Annotated in this window: 16 protein-coding genes; 13 read left to right on the top strand and 3 right to left on the bottom strand. The window is 69.2% G+C overall.

The genetic code is table 11. From position 1 onward, the window contains the following. Positions 1 to 37: 37 nt before the first annotated feature. Both ACO07H_RS14775 and ACO07H_RS14770 read right to left on the bottom strand, forming a co-directional pair. Positions 38 to 9,292 carry a hypothetical protein gene (locus ACO07H_RS14775; protein ID WP_422015408.1) on the bottom strand — a complete coding sequence of 3,085 codons (9,255 nt, stop codon included), beginning with the start codon at positions 9,290 to 9,292 and terminating at the stop codon, positions 38 to 40. 305 nt (positions 9,293 to 9,597) lie between these two features. Then, complete coding sequence (locus tag ACO07H_RS14770) at positions 9,598 to 10,257, bottom strand: GntR family transcriptional regulator (RefSeq protein ID WP_422015406.1); 660 nt, start codon at positions 10,255 to 10,257, stop codon at positions 9,598 to 9,600. Between the two features lie 84 nt (positions 10,258 to 10,341). Here ACO07H_RS14770 and scpA point away from each other — a divergent pair, with 84 nt between their 5' ends. Genes scpA through ACO07H_RS14710 form a run of 12 tightly spaced genes read left to right on the top strand, consistent with a single transcriptional unit; the run spans position 10,342 to position 21,793 of the window. Continuing rightward, positions 10,342 to 12,522 carry a methylmalonyl-CoA mutase gene (gene scpA / locus ACO07H_RS14765; RefSeq protein ID WP_422015404.1) on the top strand — a complete coding sequence of 727 codons (2,181 nt, stop codon included), beginning with the start codon at positions 10,342 to 10,344 and terminating at the stop codon, positions 12,520 to 12,522. A 30-nt stretch (positions 12,523 to 12,552) separates the two neighbouring features. Beyond that, the gene (locus ACO07H_RS14760; protein WP_422015402.1) at positions 12,553 to 12,879 is read left to right on the top strand and encodes a hypothetical protein; all 327 of its coding nucleotides are present in this window, start codon (positions 12,553 to 12,555) and stop codon (positions 12,877 to 12,879) included. Next, positions 12,876 to 13,283 (top strand): type II toxin-antitoxin system VapC family toxin, encoded by a 408-nt coding sequence (locus ACO07H_RS14755; protein ID WP_422015400.1) that lies wholly within the window; start codon positions 12,876 to 12,878, stop codon positions 13,281 to 13,283. The genes ACO07H_RS14760 and ACO07H_RS14755 overlap by 4 nt, the downstream gene beginning before the upstream one ends. 11 nt (positions 13,284 to 13,294) lie before the next feature. Then, complete coding sequence (locus ACO07H_RS14750; protein ID WP_422015398.1) at positions 13,295 to 13,738, top strand: GNAT family N-acetyltransferase; 444 nt, start codon at positions 13,295 to 13,297, stop codon at positions 13,736 to 13,738. Next, the gene (meaB, locus tag ACO07H_RS14745; RefSeq protein WP_422015396.1) at positions 13,735 to 14,697 is read left to right on the top strand and encodes a methylmalonyl Co-A mutase-associated GTPase MeaB; all 963 of its coding nucleotides are present in this window, start codon (positions 13,735 to 13,737) and stop codon (positions 14,695 to 14,697) included. The genes ACO07H_RS14750 and meaB overlap by 4 nt, the downstream gene beginning before the upstream one ends. Continuing rightward, positions 14,694 to 15,089, top strand: coding sequence for a VOC family protein (locus ACO07H_RS14740; RefSeq protein WP_422015394.1), 396 nt, complete (start codon positions 14,694 to 14,696; stop codon positions 15,087 to 15,089). Before meaB ends, ACO07H_RS14740 begins: the two co-directional genes overlap by 4 nt. 5 nt (positions 15,090 to 15,094) lie before the next feature. After that, entirely contained in the window at positions 15,095 to 16,627 is a 1,533-nt protein-coding gene (locus ACO07H_RS14735) for an acyl-CoA carboxylase subunit beta (RefSeq protein WP_422015392.1), read from the top strand. Next, on the top strand, positions 16,624 to 17,769 hold the full coding sequence (locus ACO07H_RS14730) for a hypothetical protein (RefSeq protein ID WP_422015390.1): 1,146 nt from the start codon (positions 16,624 to 16,626) through the stop codon (positions 17,767 to 17,769). Before ACO07H_RS14735 ends, ACO07H_RS14730 begins: the two co-directional genes overlap by 4 nt. Continuing rightward, positions 17,769 to 18,059, top strand: a complete 291-nt coding sequence (locus tag ACO07H_RS14725; RefSeq protein ID WP_422015388.1) for a helix-hairpin-helix domain-containing protein — start codon at positions 17,769 to 17,771, stop codon at positions 18,057 to 18,059. Before ACO07H_RS14730 ends, ACO07H_RS14725 begins: the two co-directional genes overlap by 1 nt. An 11-nt stretch (positions 18,060 to 18,070) precedes the next feature. Continuing rightward, complete coding sequence (locus ACO07H_RS14720) at positions 18,071 to 20,116, top strand: acetyl-CoA carboxylase biotin carboxylase subunit (protein WP_422015386.1); 2,046 nt, start codon at positions 18,071 to 18,073, stop codon at positions 20,114 to 20,116. Then, complete coding sequence (locus ACO07H_RS14715) at positions 20,109 to 21,308, top strand: FAD-dependent oxidoreductase (protein WP_422015384.1); 1,200 nt, start codon at positions 20,109 to 20,111, stop codon at positions 21,306 to 21,308. The genes ACO07H_RS14720 and ACO07H_RS14715 overlap by 8 nt, the downstream gene beginning before the upstream one ends. 8 nt (positions 21,309 to 21,316) lie before the next feature. Next, entirely contained in the window at positions 21,317 to 21,793 is a 477-nt protein-coding gene (locus tag ACO07H_RS14710; RefSeq protein WP_422015382.1) for a VOC family protein, read from the top strand. Here the strand turns inward: ACO07H_RS14710 and ACO07H_RS14705 are convergent. Then, positions 21,790 to 22,476: a substrate-binding periplasmic protein gene (locus ACO07H_RS14705; RefSeq protein ID WP_422015380.1), complete on the bottom strand. Its 687-nt coding sequence runs from the start codon at positions 22,474 to 22,476 to the stop codon at positions 21,790 to 21,792. The two genes, ACO07H_RS14710 and ACO07H_RS14705, sit on opposite strands and share 4 nt — an antisense overlap. Positions 22,477 to 22,848: 372 nt before the next feature. Between ACO07H_RS14705 and ACO07H_RS14700 the strand changes: the two genes are divergently transcribed. Further along, positions 22,849 to 24,183 carry a hypothetical protein gene (locus tag ACO07H_RS14700; RefSeq protein WP_422015378.1) on the top strand — a complete coding sequence of 445 codons (1,335 nt, stop codon included), beginning with the start codon at positions 22,849 to 22,851 and terminating at the stop codon, positions 24,181 to 24,183. The last annotated feature ends 31 nt before the right edge of the window (positions 24,184 to 24,214 follow it).

Genomic DNA, 24,214 nt, shown 5'->3' with positions numbered 1-24,214 from the left:
CGCAGGCGGTCCCGCCGGACCGCAAGGGATCGTGGGGTCAGATCAACGGGAACTTGGTCTCGTCGTCGTCGCTGATCGGCTTGATGCGGTGATGCAGCATCTCCGGCGTCGCCGTCGTCGGCTGCACGGCCGGGGCGCCGGCCGCGCTGCCGCCGAGCAGTGGCGTCTCCGGATGGGCCAGCAGGTCGCCCAGCTTCACGTCGGTGGCCGGCGTGCCGTCCTTGTTCTTCGCGAACCACACGTCGCCGATCTGGTGCACCACACCGTCCGCCGTCGTGTAGCTGGACAGCAGGCCGACGAAGTTGCCGTTGTTGACCTCGTGCGTCTTGCTGACATTGAGGCTGAACTCGACGATGCCCAGGTCGGCCATGCTCTTGAGCTCGCCCGCGTCGGTCTTGCCGTCGTGGTTGGCATCGACCCAGACCTTCAGCTGGTTGAACTGCGCATCGGCGCTGTTGATCTTGTGGTCGTGGTTGCTGTCCAGGCTGGCCAGCGCGGCGAAACCGTCGGCGGCGCGCTTGCCGTCCGCCATGATGAAGCCCGAGCCGAACAGTTCGGAGCCGTTGTTGATGATGCCGTCGCCGTTGCGGTCCAGCGCCAGCAGGCCGTCGCCGCCGCCGACCCAGCCCCATTGCTGGGTGTGGCCGTTGCCGTTCAGGTCGAACTGCACGCCGCTGGCGGCCTTCAGCGTCTCGATACCGTTGCCGTTCAGATCCAGCACCAATGGCGTGGACCAGGTCAGCCCTTCGAACTGCGCCGTGCTCATCGCAGCGGTTTGCTCAGAGGTGAAGGACAGCGACTGGCTCATGTTCAGCGCTGCCAGATCCTGGGTTTCGAAGCCCTGGATCTGCTGCGTCGTGAACGCCTGGATCTGTGCCGTCGTCAGCCCCGCGATCGCCGCGGTCGTGAAGGCCGCGATGTCCTGGGTGTCGATGGCCTGGATGTGCGCCGTCGTCAGCGAGCCAAGCTGGTTGGACGTCATCGCCGCGAAATGCTGCGTGTCAAGCGCCTGCACGCTCTCCGTGCTCAGCGATTGCAGCTGCGCCGTGTTCAGCGTGTGCAACTGGATCGTGGTCAGCGCATGGATGTCCGCGGTTTCCAGCGTCGACATCTGGCCGGTCGTCAGCGACGAGATCTGGCTGGTCGTCAGCGCACGGAATTGCGAGGTGTCGAAGGCATTCAGGTCATCGCTGACGAGACCGCTGATCTGCTGCGTGGTCAGCGAGACCACCTGCATCGTGGACAGCGCGCCGATCTGGTCGGAGTCCAGCGCCTCGAGCTGCGCCGTGCTCAGCGCACGCAGCGACGAGGTGTTCAGCGCCCGCAGATCCTGCGTCTCGATGGCGGCCATCTGGTCGGTCGAGAAGCCGACGACCTGACGCGAGCTCAGCGACGCGAACTGGCTGGTGTCCAGCGCGACGATGTTGTCGGTGGACAGCGCGCCGAGCTGCGAGGAACCCAGCACCGTGATCTGCGCGGTGCTCAGGGCCGACACGTCGGCGCTTTCCATCGTCGCGAGCTGGTTGGTGGACAGGGCGGCGATCTGCGCCGTGTTGAGTGCGCGGATCTGGGCGCTGCTGAACGCGTTCAAGTCGTCGCTGACGAGGCCGGCGACCTGCTGGGTCGTCAGCGACGTCACCTGCTGGGTGCTCAGCGCGCCGATCTGGGCCGAGTCGAGCGCCTCCAGCTGGGCGGTGCTCAGGGCGCGCAGCGACGCGGTGTTCAACGCACGCAGGTCCTGCGTCTCGATGGCCGCGACCTGGTCCGTCGTGAGGCCGGTGACCTGGCGCGAGCTGAGCGTGGCGAACTGGTTGGTCTCCAGCGCGGCAATGTTGGCCGTGCTCAGCGCACCGAGCTGCGAAGACGCCAGCGCGGTGATCTGGCCGGTCGACAGCGCGGCGACGTCGGCGCTTTCCATCGTCGAGACCTGCGCGGTGGACAGCGCAGCAATCTGCGCGCTGCCCAGGGCGCGGATCTGTGCCGTGTCGAGTGCGTTCAGGTCCTCGCTGACGAGGCCTGCCACCTGAACCGTCGTGAGCGATGCAACCTGGCCGGTGGACAGCGCACCGATCTGGGCGGAGCCCAGCGCTTCGATCTGGGCGGTGCTCAGCGCCCGCAGCGACGCGGTGTTGAGTGCGCGCAGGTCTTGCGTCTCCAGTGCGGCGACTTGGTCGGTGCCCAGCGCCGTGACCTGGCGTGAACTCAGCGCGGCGACCTGGTTGGTTTCCAGCGCGACGATGTTGGCCGTGCTCAGCGCGCCCAGCTGAGCCGAGCCGAGCGAGACGATCTGGGCGGTGGTCAGCGCGGCCACGTCGGCGCTCTCCATCGTCGAGACCTGCGCGGTGGACAGCGCGGCGATCTGGCCGGTGCCCAGCGCGCGGATCTGGTCAGTGCCGAGCGCGTTCAGGTCCTCGCTGACGAGGCCGGCGACTTGGGATGTCGTGAGCGACGCGACCTGCTGCGTGCTCAGCGCGCCGATCTGGGCGGAGCCCAGCGCTTCGACCTGGGCCGTGCTCAGGGCGCGCAGCGAGGCGGTGTTCAGCGCACGCAGATCCTGCGTCTCGAGGGCGGCCATCTGGTCGGTGCCCAGGCCCGCGATCTGGCGCGAGTTCAGCGTGGCGACCTGGCTGGTGTCCAGCGCGGCGACGTTGGCGGTCGACAGGGCACCCAGTTGCGACGAGTTCAGCGCCGCGACCTGCGACGTGGACATCACCGTGACGGCGGCGCTTTCCATGGTCGAGATCTGGGCCGTCGTCAGCACGGAGATCTGGGCGGTCGTCAGCGCACGGACCTGTGCGCTGGTGAGCGCGTTCAGGTCTTCACTGACGAGGCCGACGATCTGCGGCGTGCTGGTCAATGCGGCGACCTGCTGTGTGCTCAGCGCGCCGATCTGGGCGGAGCCGAGGGCCTCGACCTGGGCCGTCGTCAGCGCGCGCAAGGCGGCCGTGCCGAGGGCGCGCAGGTCCTGCGTCTCGATGGCGGCGATCTGGTCGGTCGTGAGGCCCGCGACCTGGCGCGAGTTCAGCGCCGCGAACTGGTTGGTTTCCAGCGCCGCGATGTTGGCCGTGCTCAGCGCGCCGAGCTGCGCGGAGCCGAGCGCGTTGATCTGGCCGGTGGTCAGCGCGGCCACATCGGCGCTTTCCATCGTGGAGACCTGGCCGGTCGACAGTGCGGTGATCTGCGCCGTGCCGAGCGCGCGGATCTGGTCGGTGGCGAGCGCGTTCAGGTCTTCACTGACCAGGCCGGCCACTTGGGCCGTCGTCAGCGATGCGACCTGCTGCGTGCTCAGCGCGCCGATCTGTGCCGAGCCCAGCGCTTCGATCTGGGCCGTGCTCAAGGCGCGCAGCGAGGCGGTGTTCAGCGCCCGCAGGTCCTGCGTCTCGAGGGCGGCCATCTGGTCCGTGCCCAGTGCCGTGACCTGACGCGAGCTCAGTGCGGCCACCTGGTTGGTTTCCAGTGCAGCGATGTTCCCGGTCGACAGCGCGCCCAGCTGCGAGGAACTCAGCGACGTGATCTGGCCGGTGGTCAGCGCGGCGACATCGGCGCTGTCCATCGTCGACACCTGGCCGGTGGACAGGGCGGTGATCTGCGCGGTGTTCAGCGCGCGGATCTGGTCGGTGCCGAGGGCGTTCAGGTCTTCGCTGACCAGGCCGGCCACTTGGACGGTCGTCAGCGACGCGACCTGGGCCGTGGACAGTGCGCCGATCTGCGCCGAGCCCAGCGCCTCGATCTGGGCCGTGCTGAGGGCACGCAGGGCAGCCGTGCCCATGGCGCGCAGGTCCTGCGTTTCGATGGCGGCAATCTGGTCGGTGCCCAGCGCCGTCACCTGGCGCGAGCTCAGTGTGGCGAACTGGTTGGTTTCCAGCGCCGCGATGTTGGCGGTGCTCAGCGCACCGAGCTGCGAGGAGCTCAGCGCGTTGATCTGGCCGGTGGTCAGCGCGGCGACATCGGCGCTTTCCATCGTGGAGACCTGGCCCGTGGACAGGGCGGCGATCTGCGCGGTGTTCAGCGCGCGGACCTGGTCGGTGCCGAGGGCGTTCAGGTCTTCGCTGACGAGGCCGGCGACTTGGACCGTCGTCAGCGACGCGACCTGGGCCGTGGACAGCGCGCCGATCTGCGCCGAGCCCAGCGCTTCGATCTGGGCCGTGCTGAGAGCACGCAGCGCCGCCGTGCCCAGGGCACGCAGGTCCTGCGTCTCGATGGCGGCGATCTGGTCGGTGCCCAGCGCCGTCACCTGGCGCGAGCCCAGTGCAGCGACCTGGTTGGTCTCCAGCGCGACGATGTTCGCCGTGCTCAGCGCGCCGAGCTGCGCGGAGCCGAGTGCGTTGACCTGGGCGGTGCTCAGTGCAGCGACATCCGCACTTTCAAGCGTCGAGACCTGGCCGGTGGACAGGGCGGCGACCTGGGCGGTGTTGAGCGCGCGAATCTGGTCGGTGCCGAGCGCGTTCAAGTCTTCGCTGACGAGGCCGGCCACCTGTTGCGTGGTCAGCGATGCCACCTGGCCGGTGCTGAGCGCACCGATCTGCGCGGAGCCCAATGCTTCGATCTGGGCCGTGCTCAGCGCCCGCAGCGAGGCGGTGTTGAGCGCCCGCAGGTCCTGCGTCTCGATGGCGGCGATCTGGTCGGTACCGAGGCCGGCCACCTGGCGAGAGCTCAGTGCGGCGACCTGGTTGGTCTCCAGCGCGACGATGTTGGCGGTGCTCAATGCGCCCAGTTGGGCGGAGCCGAGCGAGGCGATCTGCGCGGTGCTCAGTGCCGCCACGTCGGCGCTTTCCATCGTCGACACCTGGCCGGTGGACAGGGCGGCGATCTGAGCGGTGTTCAGCGCGCGGATCTGGTCGGTGCCGAGCGCGTTCAGGTCCTCGCTGACCAGGCCGGCCACCTGGGCCGTCGTCAGCGCCGCCACCTGGGCGGTGGACAGCGCGCCGATCTGGGCCGAGCCCAGCGCTTCGACCTGCGCCGTGCTGAGGCTGCGCAGCGCGCTGGTGTTCAGGGCACGCAGGTCCTGCGTCTCCAGCGCGGCCATCTGGTCGGTGCCCAGGCCCGCGACCTGGCGCGAACTCAGCGTGGCGACCTGGTTGGTGTCCAGCGCGGCCACGTTGGCCGTGCTCAGCGCGCCGAGTTGCGCCGAGCTCAGCGCATTGACCTGGGCCGTGGACAGCGCCACGACGCCGGCGCTTTCCATGGTGGAGATCTGGCCGGTGGTCAGCGCCGCGATCTGGGCGGTGTTCAGTGCGCGGACCTGTGCGCTGCTCAGGGCATTCAGGTCTTCACTGACCAGGCCGCCCACCTGCGGCGAGCTGCTCAGCGCGGCGACCTGCTGCGTCGTCAGCGCGCCGATCTGGGCGGAACCCAGGGCTTCGATCTGCGCCGTGGTCAGCGCGCGCAGCGCTGCCGTACCCAGGGCGCGCAAGTCCTGCGTCTCGATGGCGGCGATCTGGTCCGTGCCCAGGCCGGCGACCTGGCGCGAACTCATCGCAGCGAACTGGGCGGTTTCCAGCGCGGCGATGTTGGCCGTGCTCAGCGCACCGACCTGGGCAGAGCCCAGCGAGGCGAACTGGCCGGTGCTCAGCGCGGCCACGTCGGCGCTTTCCATCGTGGAGACCTGGCCGGTCGACAGCGCGGTGATCTGCGCCGTGCCGAGTGCGCGGATCTGGTCGGTGCCGAGCGCGTTCAGGTCCTCGCTGACAAGGCCGGCCACCTGGCCGGTGGTCAGCGACGCGACTTGCTGCGTGCTCAGCGCACCGATCTGGGCAGAGCCCAGTGCTTCCAGCTGGCCGGTACTGAGGGCGCGCAGCGACGCAGTGTTCAGCGCGCGCAGGTCCTGCGTTTCAAGCGCAGCGATCTGGTCGGTGCCCAGCGTCGAGACCTGGCGGGAGGTCAGCGAGGCCACCTGGTTGGTTTCCAGCGCGACGATGTTGGCCGTGCTCAGCGCGCCGAGTTGGGCGGAGCCGAGCGAGGCGATCTGCGCCGTGCTCAGTGCCGCCACGTCGGCGCTTTCCAGCGTCGAGACCTGCCCGGTGGACAGGGCGGCGATCTGAGCGGTGTTCAGCGCGCGGATCTGGTCGGTGCCGAGCGCGTTCAGGTCCTCGCTGACCAGGCCGGCCACCTGGGCCGTCGTCAGCGCCGCCACCTGGGCCGTGCTCAGCGCGCCGATCTGGGCCGAGCCCAGCGCTTCGAGCTGGGCGGTGCCCAGCGCGCGCAGGGCGGCCGTGTTCAGCGCCCGCAGGTCCTGCGTCTCGATGGCGGCGATCTGGTCCGTGCCCAGGCCGGTGATCTGGCGCGAGTTCAGCGAGGCGACCTGGCTGGTGTCCAGCGCAGCGATGTTGGCCGTGCTCAGCGCGCCGAGCTGCGACGAGCCCAAGGCACCCATCTGGGCCGTCGACAGCGCGGCCACGCCGGCGCTCTCCATCGTCGAGATCTGGCCGGTGGACAGGGCGGCGATCTGCGCGGTGTTCAGCGCGCGGATCTGCGCGCTGCCCAGCGCGTTCAGGTCTTCACTGACCAGGCCGCCCACCTGGGGCTGGCTGCTCAGTGCGGCGACCTGCTGGGTCGTCAGCGCGCCGATCTGGGCCGAGCCCAGCGCTTCGATTTGCGCCGTGGTGAGCGCGCGCAGCGCAGCGGTGCCCAGGGCCCGCAGGTCCTGCGTCTCGATGGCGGCGATCTGGTCGGTGCCCAGGCCCGCGACCTGGCGCGACGTCAGCGCGGCGAACTGGTTGGTCTCCAGCGCAACGATGTTGGCCGTGCTCAGCGAGCCGAGCTGCGCGGAGCCCAGGGACGCGAACTGGCCGGTGGTCAGCGCCGTGATGTCGGCGCTTTCCATCGTCGAGACCTGCGCGGACGACAGGGCCGCGATCTGCGCGGTGTTGAGCGCGCGGATCTGGTCGGTGCCGAGGGCGTTCAGGTCTTCGCTGACCAGGCCGGCGACCTGGGCCGTCGTCAGCGACGCGACCTGCTGGGTGCTCAGCGCGCCGATCTGGGCCGAGCCCAGCGCTTCGATCTGGGCGGTGCTCAGGGCGCGCAGCGCCGAGGTGTTCAATGCACGCAGATCCTGCGTTTCCAGCGCGGCGACCTGGTCGGTGCCCAGCGTCGTGACCTGGCGTGAGCTCAGTGCGGCGACCTGGTTGGTGTCCAGCGCGGCGATGTTGGCGGTGGACAGTGCGCCGAGCTGCGATGAGCTCAGCGAGTTGATCTGGCCGGTGCTCAGCGCCGCGACGTCGGCGCTGTCCATCGTGGAGACCTGACCGGTGGACAGGGCGGCGATCTGCGCGGTGTTCAGTGCGCGGATCTGGTCGGTGCCGAGGGCGTTCAGGTCTTCGCTGACAAGGCCGGCGACCTGCTGCGTGGTCAGCGACGCCACTTGGGCCGTGGACAGTGAACCGATCTGGGCCGAGCCCAGCGCTTCCACCTGCGCGGTGCTCAAGGCGCGCAGCGACGCGGTGTTCAGCGCGCGCAGGTCCTGCGTCTCGATCGCAGCGATCTGGTCGGTGCCCAGGCCACCGATCTGGCGCGAGTTCAGCGCCGCGAACTGGGTCGTTTCGAGTGCGGCGACGTTGGCCGTGCTCAGTGCGCCCAGCTGCGACGAGGTCAGCGCACCGATCTGGCCGGTGCTCAGGCCGGCGACGCTGGCCGTGTCCATGCCGGCGATCTGCGCTGTCGACAGGGCGGCAATCTGGGCGCTGCCCATCGCGCGGATCTGGGCGCTGCTCAGGGCCGTGAAGTCCTCGGTGGAGAGGCCGGCGACCTGCGCCGTCGTCAGCGACGCGACCTGACCGGTGGAGAGCGCGCCGATCTGGGCCGAGCCCAGGGCGTCGATCTGCGCCGTGCTCAGCGAGCGCAGCGCCGCGGTGCCGAGGGCTCGCAGGTCCTGCGTCTCGATGGCGGCGACCTGGTCGGTGCTCAGGCCGGCCACCTGGCGCGTGTTCAGCGCCGCGAACTGGTTGGTTTCGAACGCGGCGATGCTGGCCGTGCTCAGGGCGCCGAACTGGGCCGAGCCGAGGGCGCCGATCTGCGCCGTGCTCAGCGCGGCGACGTCCGCTGTCTCCATCGTCGACACCTGCGCGCTGGACAGCGCGGCGATCTGGGCCGTGCCCAGCGCGCGGACCTGGTCGGTGCCCAGCGCGTTCAGGTCTTCACTGACGAGGCCGGCGACCTGCTGGGTCGTCAGCGAGGCGACTTGCTGAGTGCTCAGCGCGCCGATCTGGGCCGAGCCCAGCGCCTCGACCTGGGCGGTCGTCAGTGCCCGGATGGCGGCGGTGTTCAGCGCCCGCAGGTCCTGCGTCTCGAGGGCGGCGATCTGGTCGGTGCCCAGGCCGGCGACCTGGCGCGAGTTCAGCGCGGCGAACTGGTTGGTCTCCAGCGCGGCGATGTTGGCGGTGGACAGGGCGCCCAGCTGGGCTGACCCCATCGCGGCGAGCTGGCCGGTGCTGAAGGCGGCGACGTCGGCGCTCTCCATCGCGGCGACCTGCGCCGTGGACAGGGCCGCGATCTGGGCGGTGTTCAGCGCGCGAATCTGGCTGCTGTCCAGCGCGTTCAGGTCCTCGCTGACGAGGCCGCTGACCTGTTGCGTGGTCAGCGACGCGACTTGGCTGGTGCTCAGGGCGCCGATCTGTGCCGAGCCCAGCGCTTCGAGCTGGGCCGTGCTCAACGCCCGCAGCGCGGCCGTGTTCAACGCGCGCAGATCCTGGGTCTCCAGAGCAGCAATCTGGTCGGTGCCCAGCGCGGTCACCTGACGGGAACTCAGCGCGGCGACCTGGTTGGTTTCCAGCGCGGCGATGTTGGCGGTGCTGAGCGCGGCCAGCTGGGAGGAGTTCAGGTTGCTGATCTGAGCACTGCTCAGTGCGGCGACGTCCGCACTCTCCAGCCCGGCGACCTGGCTGGTCGACAGGGCTGCGATGTGGGCAGTGGACAGTGCGCGGAACTGCGCGGTGCCGAGCGCGTTCAGGTCCTCGCTCGTCAGGCCTGCGACCTGGGCGGTGCTCAGCGAGGCGACCTGGTTGGTGCCGAGACCGGCGATCTGGTCCGAACCCAGGGCTTCAAGCTGGGCGGTGCTCAGGCCGCGGATGGCGCTGGTGTTCAGCGCCCGCAAGTCCTGGCTCTCGATCACGCCCATCTGTGCGGTCGTGAAATTTGTCACGGCCCGTGTCGTCAGTGACGAGAACTGCGACGTCGTGAGCGCCTGGAACTGCTCCGTGGAGAACGCGAGCCAATCTTCACTGGTCAGCCTCGACAAGGCGCTGGTCGAGAGAGAGGCGATCTGTGCCGTTGTCGAATTGGTAATCAGTGAAGCCATCGTCTGCTCCTGGAACGGGATCATTTATGTGCAAAGTGCCGAGGGAGCACAGGCATCTGTCAGAACGCCTGCAAGACGATTCGTCATGCAGGCGACCTCAATGCACTCGAGCGGCCCCTTAGCCCTCAGTCGATTTTCGGACGCGGCTTTACAAACTTAAGCAATTTGCAGCCGAGCCTCCTCGACATTTCGTGCCGAATGCTAGGAAAACCGTGAGTTCGTGATCGGCGCATAAGCGAGGTCATTGGCCTCGTCCTCGCCGCGGAACGCCGCGGGCCGTGGACCAACGCACGCCCGCGATGCCGTCAGGCGGCGGCCGACTCGGGCGGCGTGGCCGCCGCCAGGCCGTTCTGGAAGTGCATGCGCAATTGCGCAGCCGCGGCCTCGGGCTGTCGTTGCAGCAGCGCCTGCATCAGCGCGCGGTGCTCGCCCAGCGATTCCGCCAGCCGGCCCTGCTTGAACAGCGAATGGTGGCGGTTGAGCTTCATTACGCGGCGCAGGTCGGTGACGATCTGCAGCCGCCAGCGATTGCCCTCGATCTCCAGCAGCCGCATGTGGAAGCGCTCGTTGGCCGCGAAGAACGCGTCCCGCTGCCCGACCTGCGACTCCAGCACATCGTGCAACTGCTGCAGTTCCTGAAGCTCGTTATCGTCAGCCCGCGCTGCCACTTGAGCGGCGGCGTCACTCTCCAGCAGGGCGAGCAACTGGTAGGCCTCCCGGACATCGCGTTCGGACATCTCGGTCACGTAAGCGCCGCGCCGCACCTTCATCGTCACCAGGCCTTCGGCCGCCAGCACCTTCAGCGCCTCGCGCAAGGGCGTGCGGCTGATGCCGAAGTCGGCGCAGAGCCTCAGCTCGTCGATCCAGCTGCCCGGCTCCAACTCGCGCGCGAAAATCCGCTGGCGCAGCAGCTCCGCCACCTCCTGGTAGAGGGCGCGTGGCGCGAGCGCGGGCTGGGAGCACATGCCGGGCAGTGTAGAGGCAATATGAATTCATAATTATGAATAATCCGTCGGCTAAGATGCGGCCGCAGTTACAGGAGAGTTTCGATGTCGGACGCCAGCCGGGATAGCAGCAGCAGGGGGGACGCCCCGGAGTTCAAGCCTGCCACGCTGGAGCAATGGCACAAGGCGGCTGCCAAATCCGCCCCCGGCGGTGACGTGGCTGCACTGAACTGGGTGACGCCCGAGGGGTTGACGGTCAAGCCGCTGTACACGGCCGCCGACACGGCCAGCCTGCCGCATGCGGACACGCTGCCGGGCTTCGAACCCTTCCTGCGCGGCCCGCAGGCGACGATGTACGCCGCCCGGCCCTGGACCATCCGCCAGTACGCGGGCTTCTCCACCGCCGAGGAAAGCAACGCCTTCTATAGAAAGGCGCTCGCGGCCGGCGGGCAGGGCGTATCGGTCGCGTTCGACCTGGCCACTCACCGCGGCTACGACAGCGACCACCCGCGCGTCACCGGCGACGTCGGCAAGGCCGGCGTGGCCATCGACTCGGTGGAGGACATGAAGATCCTGTTCGACGGCATCCCGCTGGACAAGGTCAGCGTGAGCATGACGATGAACGGCGCCGTGCTGCCGGTGCTGGCCGGCTACGTCGTGGCGGCGGAAGAGCAGGGCGTGTCGCAGGACAAGCTGGCCGGGACCATCCAGAACGACATCCTCAAGGAGTTCATGGTCCGCAACACCTACATCTACCCGCCGGAGCCGTCGATGCGCATCGTCGGTGACATCATCGAGTACACGGCGCGGGAGTGCCCCAAGTTCAACTCCATCAGCATCTCCGGCTATCACATGCAGGAGGCCGGTGCCAACCAGGCGCTGGAACTGGCGTTCACGCTGGCCGATGGCCAGGAGTACGTGAAGACGGCCATGGCCAAGGGCCTGAGCGTGGACGACTTCGCGCCGCGCCTGTCCTTCTTCTGGGCCATCGGCATGAACTTCTATCTGGAGATCGCCAAGATGCGTGCGGCCCGGCTCTTGTGGTGCCGCATCATGAAGGGCTTCGGCGCCACCAGTCCCAAGAGCCTGATGCTGCGCACCCACTGCCAGACCTCGGGCTGGAGCCTGACCGCGCAGGACCCGTACAACAACGTGGTGCGCACCACCATCGAGGCGATGGCGGCCGTGTTCGGCGGCACGCAGAGCCTGCACACCAACTCGCTGGACGAGGCCATCGCGCTGCCCACCGAGTTCAGCAGCCGCATCGCGCGCAACACCCAGCTCATCATCCAGGAAGAGACCCACATCACCAGCGTCGTCGACCCCTGGGCCGGCAGCTACATGATGGAAAAGCTCACCCAGGACATGGCCGACAAGGCCTGGGAGATCATCGAGGAGGTCAACGCCCAGGGCGGCATGATCAAGGCGGTGGACTCGGGCTGGGCGAAGCTGAAGATCGAGGCGAGTGCCGCCGAGAAGCAGGCGCGCATCGATTCGGGCCAGGACGTCATCGTGGGCGTCAACAAGTACAGGCTGGACAAGGAGGACGCCATCGACATCCTCGACGTGGACAACGTCAAGGTGCGTGATGGGCAGATCGAACGGCTGAACCGCATCAAGGCCACTCGCGACACCGCCGCCGTGCAGGCCGCGCTGGCCGCGCTCACCCAAGCCGCCGAGACCGGCGAAGGCAACCTGCTGGACCTGTCCATCAAGGCCATGCGGCTGCGAGCGACGGTAGGCGAGGTGTCCGACGCGCTGGAAGCCGTCTTCGGCCGCCACCGCGCCGACACGCACAAGGTCAGCGGCGTCTACGCGGCGGCCTACGACTCGGCCGAGGGCTGGGCCAGGCTGCAGGGCGAGATCGCCGCCTTCGGTGACGAACAAGGCCGCCGCCCGCGCGTGATGATCGCCAAGCTCGGCCAGGACGGCCACGACCGCGGCGCCAAGGTGGTGGCCACGGCGTTTGCCGACCTCGGCTTCGACGTCGACATCGGCCCGCTGTTCCAGACGCCCGAGGAATGCGCCCGCCAGGCCATCGAGAACGACGTGCACGCGGTGGGTGTCTCCACGCTGGCGGCCGGCCACAAGACGCTGGTGCCGGCCATCATTGCCGAACTGAAGCAGCAGGGTGCCGACGACATCATCGTGTTCGTAGGCGGCGTCATCCCCGCCCAGGACTACGACATGCTGTACGCGGCGGGCGTCAAGGGCATCTACGGCCCGGGCACCCCCATCCCGGCCAGCGCCAAGGACGTGCTCGAACAAATCCGCAGGGCTTTGTGATACTGTAATACGGTAATTCAAGGAGTCGCTATGGCCGTATCCGTTCGCATGGACCCGCTGATGGAGAAGGAGCTGGAGCTCGCTGCCAAGCGCCGCGGCGTCACCAAGTCGCAGTTCATCATCGAGGCGGTGGAGCGCGCGCTGGGTCGCAAGGACCCCGCGGCGCTGTACCAGCAGGTGATGGAGAACGCCGCTGCGTACAGCGCCGCAGAAGCGGCCCCATCGACGGCCGAACGGCCGCTGCGCGCCAAGCTGCAAGACAAGCAAGCTGCCGAGGCCGCGGACTGGCTTGCCTTCCAGCAGGCCAAGCAGCGCGGTGAACCCTGGCCACCCGCCAGCGAGGACCCGGCCGCGTGAACGCAGCACTCGTCGACGCCGGCCCGCTCATCGCCTTGTTCGACACGGCGAGCGTGGCCCATCAGCACTACGCGCGGCTGTTGCCGCAAGGCTGGATGCTGACCACGACGTGGCCGTGCATCGTCGAAGCCAGCCATTTCCTGAAGCCTGCAGCCAACCAGCGCCTGCTGAGCTGGGTGGCCGCAGGCGCGGTGGCGGTCTTCCCGTTCGACGAGTCGCATCTGCCCGACATCGCCGAGCTGATGGCCCGTTACACCGAATGGCCGCGCACCGAGATGGACTTTGCGGATGCCACGCTGGTGTGGCTGGCGACTGAAACCGGCGTCACGCAGGTCATGACGATGGATGTGCGCGACTTCTCACGCTACCGCCTGGCCGACGGCCGGGCGTTCGAGATCCTGTGAGCAAGCCGGGCATGTCGCTGGCGAACGTCGCCGACGCCGACTTCGAGGCCATGTTCGCCCTGCGCATGGAGGCGCTGCGCGACAGCCTGGAGCGGCTGGGCCGTTTCGACCCCGCTGCGTCCCGGGCCAGATTTCTGGCGCAGTTCATGCCGGCGTGCATGCGGCATCTGTGCGTTGCCGAGGAGCGGGTCGGCTACTTCACCCTCATGCCGTGTGAACGGACGCTGCACCTGCAACACCTCTATGTGAAGCCGGGCTGGCAAGGCCAGGGCATCGGCGCCTGGGTCATCGAGCACATCAAGCAGCAGGCGCATGCAGCCGGCAAGGCCATCACCCTGGGCGCCTTGCGTGGCAGCCGGGCCAATGACTTCTACCTGCGCCACGGCTTCGAGCAAGTGAGGGAACTCGACTTTGACATCGAGTACCGCTGGGTACCACCGGGAGCGGCGCATTGAACCTCGCCGCTGCGCTCCTGGCCGGTGACCGCCGCGCGCTGGCCAAAGCCATCACGCGGGTCGAGTCCACCCGGGCCGACCACCGCGAGCAGGCCGACGCGCTGCTCACCGAGCTGATGCCCGCCAACGGCGGCGCGCTGCGGCTGGGCATCTCCGGCGTGCCGGGCGTGGGCAAGAGCACCTTCATCGAAGCCTTCGGCCTGTTCCTGCTCGAACGTGGCCACCGCGTCGCCGTGCTGACGGTGGACCCGTCCAGCACGCTGTCCGGCGGCGCCATCCTGGGCGACAAGACGCGCATGGAGCGGCTGTCCATGGACACGCGTGCCTTCATCCGCCCCAGCCCCAGCAGCGGCACGCTGGGCGGCGTGGCCGAGAAGACGCGCGAAGCCATGCTGCTGTGCGAGGCCGCGGGCTACGACGTCGTCATCGTCGAGACCGTGGGCGTGGGCCAGAGCGAGACCGCCGTGGCCGGCATGACCGACCTCTACCTGCTGCTGCAACTGCCCAATGCGGGCGACGACCTGCAGGCCATCAAGAAGGGCGTCATGGAACTGGCCGACCTGGTCGTCATCAACAAGGCCGACCTGGACGACGCGGCTGCCGCGCGCGCGCAGGCACAGATCACCTCCGCGCTGCGGCTGCTGCCCACGCACGCCCACGCCACGCAGCGCGTCATGAAGGTCAGCGCGCTGAAGGCCAATGGCATCGCGCCCCTCTGGGAGGCGCTCGCCGCCTTGCGCGCCGAGCGCGAAGCCAGCGGCGCGTGGGCGCACAAGCGCCGCGAGCAGTCGCTGGCGTGGATGTGGGAACGCATCCATGCCGGGCTGCGCCAGGCCTTCATCGCCAACCCGGCGGTGCACGCCCAGCTCGACGCGGCGACCACCGCCGTGCGCGACGGCCGCACACCCGCCTCCACCGCCGCGCGCCAGTTGCTGGCCGCCTTCAGGAGCACCCCATGATCACCGGTCTGCACCACATCAACCTGCGCGCGCCGGGCGACTTGCTGGCCAGGCTGCGCGACTTCTACCGCGACGTGCTGGGCCTGGACGTCGGCCCGCGCCCCGCGTTCAACAGCCGCGGCTACTGGCTCTACGCGGGCGGCCATCCGGTGCTGCACCTGTCCGAGCAGTCGCCGCAGGAGCCGCCGCGCGGCCCGTTCGACCCGGCTGCCGCCAGCACCTTCGACCACACCGCCTTTGCCGGCTCTGATCCCGTCGCGACGGCGGCCCGGCTCGCGCTGCACGGCGTGTCGTTCCGCGAGTCCCGCGCCGAAGCGACGCGCCAGCACCAGTTCTTCCTGCAAGACCCCGCCGGCAACGGCGTGGAGATCAATTTCCCTTTTGAGGGCTGAAACCCATGCATGACATCCTGCAAGCACTCGAAGCCAAGCGCGCCCGCGCGCGGCTCGGCGGTGGCGAGAAGCGCATCGCCGCCCAGCACGCCAAGGGCAAGCTGACCGCGCGCGAGCGGCTGGAGCTGCTGTTCGATGAGGGCAGCTTCGAGGAATGGGACATGTTCGTCGAGCACCGCTGCGTGGACTTCGGCATGCAGGACTTGCGTGTCCCCGGCGACGGCGTCGTGACCGGCTACGGCATGATCAACGGGCGCCTGGCCTTCGCGTTCAGCCAGGACTTCACCGTCTTCGGCGGCGCGCTGTCCGAAGCGCATGCAGAGAAGATCTGCAAGGTGATGGACCAGGCGATGAAGGTCGGCGCCCCGGTCATCGGCCTGAACGACTCGGGCGGCGCGCGCATCCAGGAGGGTGTGGCGTCCCTCGGCGGCTACGCGGACGTGTTCCAGCGCAACGTCATGGCCTCGGGCGTCGTGCCGCAGATCAGCATGATCATGGGCCCTTGCGCGGGCGGCGCCGTGTACTCGCCGGCCATGACCGACTTCATCTTCATGGTGAAGGACAGCAGCTACATGTTCGTCACCGGCCCCGAAGTGGTGAAGACCGTGACGCACGAGGAGGTGACCGCCGAGGAGCTGGGCGGCGCCACCACGCACAACACGCGCAGCGGCGTGGCCGACCTGTCGTTCGAGAACGATGTCGAGGCGCTCTTGATGCTGCGCCGGTTCTTCAACTACCTGCCGCTGTCCAACCGCGAGAAGGCGCCGTGCCGTCCCAGCGGCGACCCGGCTACGCGCGTGGACTACTCGCTGGACACGCTCGTGCCCGAGAACGCCAACAAGCCGTACGACATCAAGGAACTGATCCTGAAGGTCGTGGACGATGGCGACTTCTTCGAACTGCAGCCCGACTACGCGAAGAACATCGTCACCGGCTTCGCGCGCATGGAAGGCCAGACGGTGGGCATCGTCGCCAACCAGCCGCTGGTTTTGGCGGGCTGCCTGGACATCAAGAGCAGCATCAAGGCCGCGCGCTTCGTGCGCTTTTGCGACGCGTTCAACATCCCGGTCGTCACCTTCGTTGACGTGCCCGGATTCATGCCCGGCACCTCGCAGGAGTACGGCGGCATCATCAAGCACGGGGCCAAGCTGCTGTACGCCTACGCCGAGGCGACGGTCCCGAAGATCACCGTCATCACGCGCAAGGCCTACGGTGGCGCGTATGACGTGATGGCCTCCAAGCACCTGCGCGGCGACGTCAACTTTGCGTGGCCCAATGCCGAGATCGCGGTGATGGGCGCCAAGGGCGCGGTGGAGATCATCTTCCGCGAGGACAAGGGCGACCCGGCCAAGCTGGCTGCCCGCGAGGCCGAGTACAAGGCCCGCTTCGCCAACCCCTTCATCGCCGGCAGCCGCGGCTTCATCGACGACGTCATCCAGCCGCACGAGACGCGCAAGCGCATCTGCCGCAGCCTGTCGATGTTGAAGGACAAGAAGCTGGAGAACCCGTGGCGCAAGCACGGCAACATCCCGCTGTGAGGCGCTGGACGTACGGCATCGCGCTGGCGGCCGGGCTGGCCGCGAGCGCACAGGCCGCTCAACACCGGGACGCCAGCAGCGGTTGCGTCGTCGTGGCACCGCAATACCTGGCCAGCCATGACTACGTGTTCAGCTACGAGGGCGCCTGCCGCGACGGACTGGCGCAAGGGCAGGGCCGCGCCATCTGGGCGCTGCGCCTGTCACCGCAGAACCGCGAGGAACGGGCCGGCCGGTTCAGCGCGGGCGTCTATCTGCCCGAGCCGTCGGACGGCTTGCGTGCACGCGCGCTGGCCAGGGACAGCGTGTTGTTCGATCTCGGCCCTCTGCCCCAGCTGCAAGGCATGAGCCCGCGGCTGGCGGTGCAGGCCACCGGCGACCTGACGCGCCTCGCCGACCCCTGCAAGCCCGACACGCTCTGGGTGCTGCAGGCCGACGGCCCGGCGCTGGCGCAGGACGAGGTGGCCAAGCAACTGCTGCGCTCGGCGCTGGACAAGCTCAAGAGCCGCTGCGGCGACGACCGCTTGCGCGAACGCGGCCGCCCCGGCGGCGAGCGCACCCATGTCCGCGTGCGGGCGGTGCCGCAGGCCGAGCTGGAGACCGACAGCTACGGCAACGCCAAGGGTGTCGTCACGGAGGCGTCGATGTTCCTGGACCCCGGCAAGGACTTCCAGCAATACAGCAACGAGGCCGCCAGCCAGCAGCGCCAGCGCCAGGCCCGCGAAGAGCGGGACGCGCAGCGGCAAGCCAATGTGCAGCGCCTGAAAGCCTTTGCCAAACCGTTCGGCGCACCCGTCTGGGTGAGCCTGCCGGTGCTGGCGACCAACCCGTTTCGCTACCAGGGCGAGGTCGTGCTGACGACCGCCTCGCTGGACGAAGTCATCAGCCCCACGCGCGCGCGCCTGAGCGGCACGGCCAATCGCTACCAGGGTGGCAGTGCGTTGATCGAGGGCGACGGCCTGGCGCAGTGGGCCCCCGGGGCCCGCGTGATCGCCGTGCGTGTGCTGGGCCGGCTGCCTGACACCGACGCCGTGCTGCCGGGCTGGCTGCACCTGCAACTGCTGGGTCAGCTGGCTTGCGAGCAGACCGACTGCGGTGACCGGCTGGGCCTGCCCAACCCGCTGCGCGACGGCGAGGCGCCGTGATGGGCAAGGCCACCTGCGCCGCGGAAGCGCGCACGCTCACCGACATCCCGAACATCGGCAAGGCCATGGCCGCCGATCTCGTGGGGTTGGGGTTGCCGACGCCCGCGCACGTCAAGACCATGGACCCGTACGAAACGTATGACCGGTTGCGCGACCCCATGGGCCAGCGCCACGACCCCTGCGTGCTGGACACCTTCATGGCCGCGCACGACTTCATGAACGGCGGGCCCGCCCAGCCGTGGTGGCACTTCACCGAGCAGCGCAAGAAGCTGCTCGGCACAACGACATAACGAGGCTTCCCATGTTCACCAAGATCCTCATTGCGAACCGGGGCGAGATCGCCTGCCGTGTGATTGCAACGGCCCGCAAGATGGGCATCAAGACGGTCGCCGTCTACTCCGAGGCCGACAAGGATGCCCGCCACGTCGACCTCGCCGACGAAGCCGTGCTGCTCGGCCCGGCGCCGTCGCGAGAGAGCTACCTGGTGGCCGACAAGATCATTGCCGCGGCCAGGCAGACCGGCGCGCAGGCCATCCACCCCGGCTACGGCTTCCTCAGCGAGAACGAGGACTTCGCGCGCCGCGTGGAGGAAGAAGGCCTGGTCTTCATCGGCCCGAAGCACGCGAGCATCGCCGCGATGGGCGACAAGATCGCATCCAAGAAGCTGGCGACCGCGGCCGGTGTCAACACCATCCCGGGCCACAACGAGCCCATCCTGTCGGCCGAAGAAGCCGTGGGCATCGCGGCGCGCATCGGCTACCCGGTCATGATCAAGGCCAGCGCCGGCGGCGGCGGCAAGGGCCTGCGCGTGGCTTTCAACGACAAGGAGGCCTTCGAGGGCTTCACGTCCTGCCGCAACGAGGCGCGCAACAGCTTCGGCGACGACCGCGTCTTCATCGAGAAGTTCGTCGAAGAGCCGCGCCACATCGAGATCCAGGTGCTGGGCGATGCGCAAGGCCACGTCGTCTACCTGTGGGAGCGCGAGTGTTCCATCCAGCGCCGCCACCAGAAGGTCATCGAGGAGGCGCCGTCGCCCTTCATCAGCGAGGCCACGCGCCGCGCGATGGGCGAGCAGGCCGTGGCGCTGGCCAAGGCCGTCAACTACCAGAGCGCCGGCACGGTGGAGTTCGTCGTCGGCAAGGACCAGGGCTTCTACTTCCTGGAGATGAACACGCGGCTGCAGGTGGAACACCCGGTCACCGAGTGCATCACGGGGCTGGACCTGGTCGAGCAGATGATCCGCGTCGCGGCCGGCGAGCCGCTGTCGTTCACGCAGGACCAGATCAAGCGCGACGGCTGGGCCATCGAGTGCCGCATCAACGCGGAAGACCCGTTCCGCAACTTCCTGCCCAGCACCGGCCGCCTCGTGCGCTACCAGCCGCCGGAAACGACGATGGCGCAGGGCGAGCCCGAGCGCTTCGGCGTGCGCGTGGACACCGGCGTCTACGAGGGCGGCGAGATCCCGATGTTCTACGACTCGATGATCGCCAAGCTCATCGTGCACGGCAAGGACCGCACGGAGGCGATCGCGAAGATGCGCGAGGCGCTCAACGGCTTCGTCATCCGCGGCGTGTCCAGCAACATCCCTTTCCAGGCCGCGCTGCTGGCGCACCCGGACTTCGCGGCCGGCAACTTCAACACCGGCTTCATCGCCCAGCATTACGCCGGCGGCTTCAAGTCCGACGACGTGCCGCATGACGACCCGCTGTTCCTCGTCGCGCTGGCCGGCTTCATCCGCCGCAAGGCGCGCGAGCGCGAGGCCGGCATCAGCGGCCAGATGCGCGGCCACGAGGTGAAGGTGGAGCATGACTACGTCGCGGTCGTGAACCTCGGCGGTGGCCAGACCGAACGCCATGCCATGCACATCTCCGAGTTCGCCGGTGCGCTGGGCGAGGCGCGCGTGCAGGTGGGTGGCAAGGATTACCGCATCGTCTCCGGCTCGCGCCTGAACGACGTGCGCATCACCGGCACGGTCAACGGCGTCCCGTTCACGGCCCAGGCCGAGCGGGGCACGGCGCGCAACCCCTTGGCCTACCGCATCCAGCACGGCGGCCGCGCCGTCGAGTTGACCGTGCTGAGCCCGCGCGCGGCCGAGTTGCAGGCGCTGATGCCGTACAAGGCCCCGCCCGACACGTCCAAGCTGCTGCTGTCGCCCATGCCCGGGCTGCTGGTGCACCTGGCGGCGCAGGTGGGCCAGGTCGTGCAGGCCGGCGAGCGGCTGGCGGTCATCGAGGCGATGAAGATGGAGAACATCCTCAGCGCGACGCAGGACGTGACCGTGGCCGAAGTGCTGGCCAAGCCGGGCGAGAGCCTGTCGGTGGACCAGCCCATCCTGCGCTTTGCCTGACGCCGTCGCCATCGTCGGCGCGGGTGTGGCGGGCGCGGCGGCGGCCATCCGGCTGGCCGAGCGCGGCGTGCCGGTCGACCTGTACGAAGCCGTGCCCGAGCCGCGACCGATTGGTGCCGGCCTGCTGCTGCAGCCCACCGGCCAGCGCGTGCTGGCGGCCATGGGGTTGCTGGACGGGGCGCTGGCGCTGGGTGTGCGCGTGGACCGCCTGTTCGGCGACACGCCCAGCGGGCGCGCCGTGCTGGACATGAGCTACCGGCGCTTTCACGCCGATGCCTACGGCCTGGGCATCCAGCGCGGAGCGCTGATGGACCTGCTGTGGCAGCGCGTGCGCGAGCTGGGCATCGCCTGGCACTGCGGCGCAGCCGTGGAGGACTTCGAACAGGATGCCGGCGGTGTGACGCTGCGCGTCGCCGGCCGTGCGCCGGCCCGGCATGCCGCGCTGATCCTGGCCAACGGCAGCTTTTCCCGGCTGCGGCAGCGCATGAAGGTCGCCCAGCATGCGCGGCCCTTTGCGTGGGGCGCCGTGTGGACCGTGCTGCCGGCGCCGGCGGGCTTTCCTCAAGTCGAGCTGCGCCAGCGCTTCCGTTCGGCGTCGCAGATGCTGGGCCTGATGCCCGTGGGCAAGGCCGCCGCGGGCGACACGGCGCAGGGCATCAACCTGTTCTGGAGCCTGCCGGTCGCCGAGCTGGAGGGCTGGGCGGGCCGCACCGCGCTGGCAGCGCTCAAGCGGCAGATGTGCGACCTCTTTCCCGGCGTCGCGCCGCTGCTTGCCGGCCTGCACGAGGCCGCGCAGCTGCGCGAGGCGCGCTATGCCGACGTGTGGATGGCGCGCTGGCACGACGGCCGCGTGCTGGCCATCGGCGACTGCGCCCATGGCATGAGCCCGCAGCTGGGGCAGGGCGCCAACATGGCATTGATCGACGCGCACGAACTGGCGGCCGAGGCCGACGGCGGGGACTGGCGCGCCGTCTTCGCCCGCTACACCCGCCGCCGCCGCGCGCACCTGCGCTTCTACGGCCAGGCCAGCAAGGGCCTGACGCCGATGTTCCAGTCCCACGCCGTCGTCGCGCCCTGGCTGCGCGACCGCTTCTTCGGCTGGGGTGGGCGGCTGCCCTACATCCATCAACAATCCATCGCCACGCTGGCCGGCGTCAAGACCGGCTGGCTGTGGGGGCGGCTCAAACTGTGACGACGACCATGAACAACACCACGCGTCCCTTCAAGGTCCTCGGCCTGCAGCAGATCGCCATCGGCGGCTTGGACAAGGGCAAGCTGCGCCACCTGTGGGTGGACCTGCTGGGCGTGCCGGTGACCGGCCACTTCAGGAGCGAGCGCGAGAACGTCGACGAGGACATCTGCACGCTGGGGCAGGGCGCCCATGCCGTGGAGGTGGACCTGATGCAGCCGCTCGACCCCGAGAAGAAACCGGCCGTGCACGCCACGCCGCTGAACCACATCGGCCTGTGGGTGGACGACCTGCCCGCGGCCGTGCAGTGGCTGGAGCAGCAGGGCCTGCGCTTCGCACCGGGTGGCATCCGCCGAGGCGCCGCCGGCCACGACATCTGCTTCGTGCATCCCAAGGGCAACGACCAGTTCCCGTTTGGCGGCGAGGGCGTGCTGATCGAACTCGTGCAGGCGCCGCCCGGCGTCATCGCGGCGACGGGGCGGGGCTAGGAGCCTGCGCCCAGCCCCCAGCGGCGCTGCAGGGTGGCCAGCGCGGCCTGTTCCTCGCGCAGGAAGCGGTCGAACTGGACGACCAGCTCGGCGTGCCTGGCGCTGGACAGCCGGTAGTGATGCTCGTAGGGCGCCGACGGCAGCGTCGTGGACGGCACCAGGGCGTCGGGCAGGCGCAGTTGCTTGAGCTGGTAGCGGGCGACCGGCAGCGCGACGTGCACGCCGTCGACGCGACCGGCCAGCGCCATGCGGATCAGCCGCGACGGGTCGCCCGCCTCGGTCACGTGCAGGTCGCCGGACTGGATCAGCGGCATGAAACGCTTAGGCGTGAAGCCCCGCACGACGCCCAGTTCGTGCACCGGCTGATCGCGCCGCGCGCGCGGCACCAGGACCACGTCCTGGAAGGGCACGGCCGGTTGTGAATACGTCAGCGCCAGGCCGCGCTTGGCCTCGCCCTCCCAGTTCGGGTTGTCGGGGAAGACACCATCGAGGCGACCCGCGGCATGCTCGGCCGTCAGCCGCTTGGCCGGCAGGGGACGGTAGTCGAAGCGGTGGCCATGGCGCTGACCGAACAGGTCCAGCAGCTCGCGCGCATAGCCACGGAATTCGCCGTCGGGCCCGGTGCTCATGATGGGCGCGTAGTCGATGTCCTCGACGCCGATGACGAAGTTCCCGGCTCTCACAGGCACTGTCGCGAACGCGAGGAGCAGCGTCGTGGGGAGCAAGGCGAGTCGAGCCGTGAGGAGTCGTCGTCGCATCGGTCCGGCAGGCAGCGGAGATGGACCATCCTCGCACACTGGCCGGCGGTGGCAAGCCGGGCTTGCGGCTTCGCGAAGCGGTTCGCTGGCTGCGAAGCGGTGATTCCTGAATCACCGCTTCTGCGAAACCTTGCCCACCCGTAACCTGCACGCAGCAAAACTTGCGCGTGCCGCCGGGGCTGACCAGCCCGTCGCACACCGGGAGGCGTGGCGGCCACAAGCGGCTTCGTGGGTTCGGTCGCAAGGCTTTGCTCCGTGCGGGCCAGAATGCGTGGCTGTTCAACGCCGCCCCAGCTGATGCGCCTCCTCATCGCCCTGCCAGCCTTGCTGCTTCCCGCCCTGGCGCTGGCCTGGGGCAACCACACCCCCATGTGTTACCGCGCCTTCGAGCGCATGCCGGAGGTGGCGAACGCCGCGCCGGTGAGGGCGGAGCCGCTCGTCGACTTCCTGCGCGATCAGGAAGGCGCCATCGCCCGCGCGCTGGAGGCGCAGGAGCAATGGGCACGCGGCCACCTGAAAGGCCATGCGCCGCGACCCGACGCGCTGCGCTTCGTGCCCGACGCCCGGCGCAGCGATGCGGAGCGCCGCGCCGCCTTCCTGCGCGCCTTGCGGCTGTCGCCGCAGTCCAGGCTGGCGCTGTACCTCCAGGTGGACCCACGCGAGCCCGACAGCGTGCGGCCGCCGCTGGATGCGTCTGAGGTGAGCGCCGTCGCCAACGGCAAGGGCGCCACGCAGCGTTTCGTCGCGCTGCAGCCGGGCGAAACCGTCGCCGCGCTGGGCGTGCTGGCTTCGGCCTGCGACGAGCCCGACTACGGCCACGACCTCAACCTGTTCGACGACAACGCCGGCAGTCCCCAGCCGGGTTACGGCTTCGGTCCCCAGCCCTTCGGCAACCCGGCTGTCGCCATCGGCTCGCAGGCGCCGTTCCACATGGGCTTCTTCCACCAGGGCGCCATCTTCAACACGCTCGCGCCCAGCTTCGCGCGCACCTTCACCGAGCTGCGCGTGCAGCAGTACGGCGGTTTGGCGGTCCTGGCCTGGCAGACCGGCCACGCCTACTGGGGCTGGCGCTTCGCCGGCCTGGCGCTGCACCACGTGGAGGACCTGACGCAGCCTTACCACGCCAGCGCCGCGCCGGGTGCGACGCTGGGCCACATGATGTGGGTCAACCTGAAGGCCCAGCTCGGCGCGCCGGCCGATCGGCAGGGGCTGGTCGTGCTGCAGAGCAACCGGCATTTCGTGCTGGAGCAGTTCCAGACGCGCTGGATCATCGACAACGCACGCCAGCGCCGCGATGGCCCGCTGGAGACGGCGCTGCGCGACGCGGCACGTGATGTGCGCTATCCGCCGTGGAGCGCGAACTACGTGCGCGCCGTCGTGGCCGCCGAAGCCTTTGCGGCCGGCCCGGCGACGGACGCGGCGGTCGTCGTGGGTGCGCCAGCGAAATTTGTCTCTGACCCCAATTTCGACTTTGCAGCCAACGAAGCCACGCTCGGCCCTGAACTGGCGCGCGATCTGCAGGGGCAGCGCGACGAATTGCATCAGGCCATCGCCGAGCTGCTGGGCCATTTCGGCGCCCACAGCCGCAACGCGCTGCGTGGCCTGTTGAAGGACGTGAACGCGCCGCGTTGAATTTCGTCATTGGCGAAAGCAAAGTCGCTTT

It is taken from the genome of Roseateles sp. (assembly GCF_965229315.1).
Taxonomy (GTDB): domain Bacteria; phylum Pseudomonadota; class Gammaproteobacteria; order Burkholderiales; family Burkholderiaceae_C; genus Pelomonas.
This window is presented reverse-complemented; position numbering and strand designations above follow the sequence as displayed.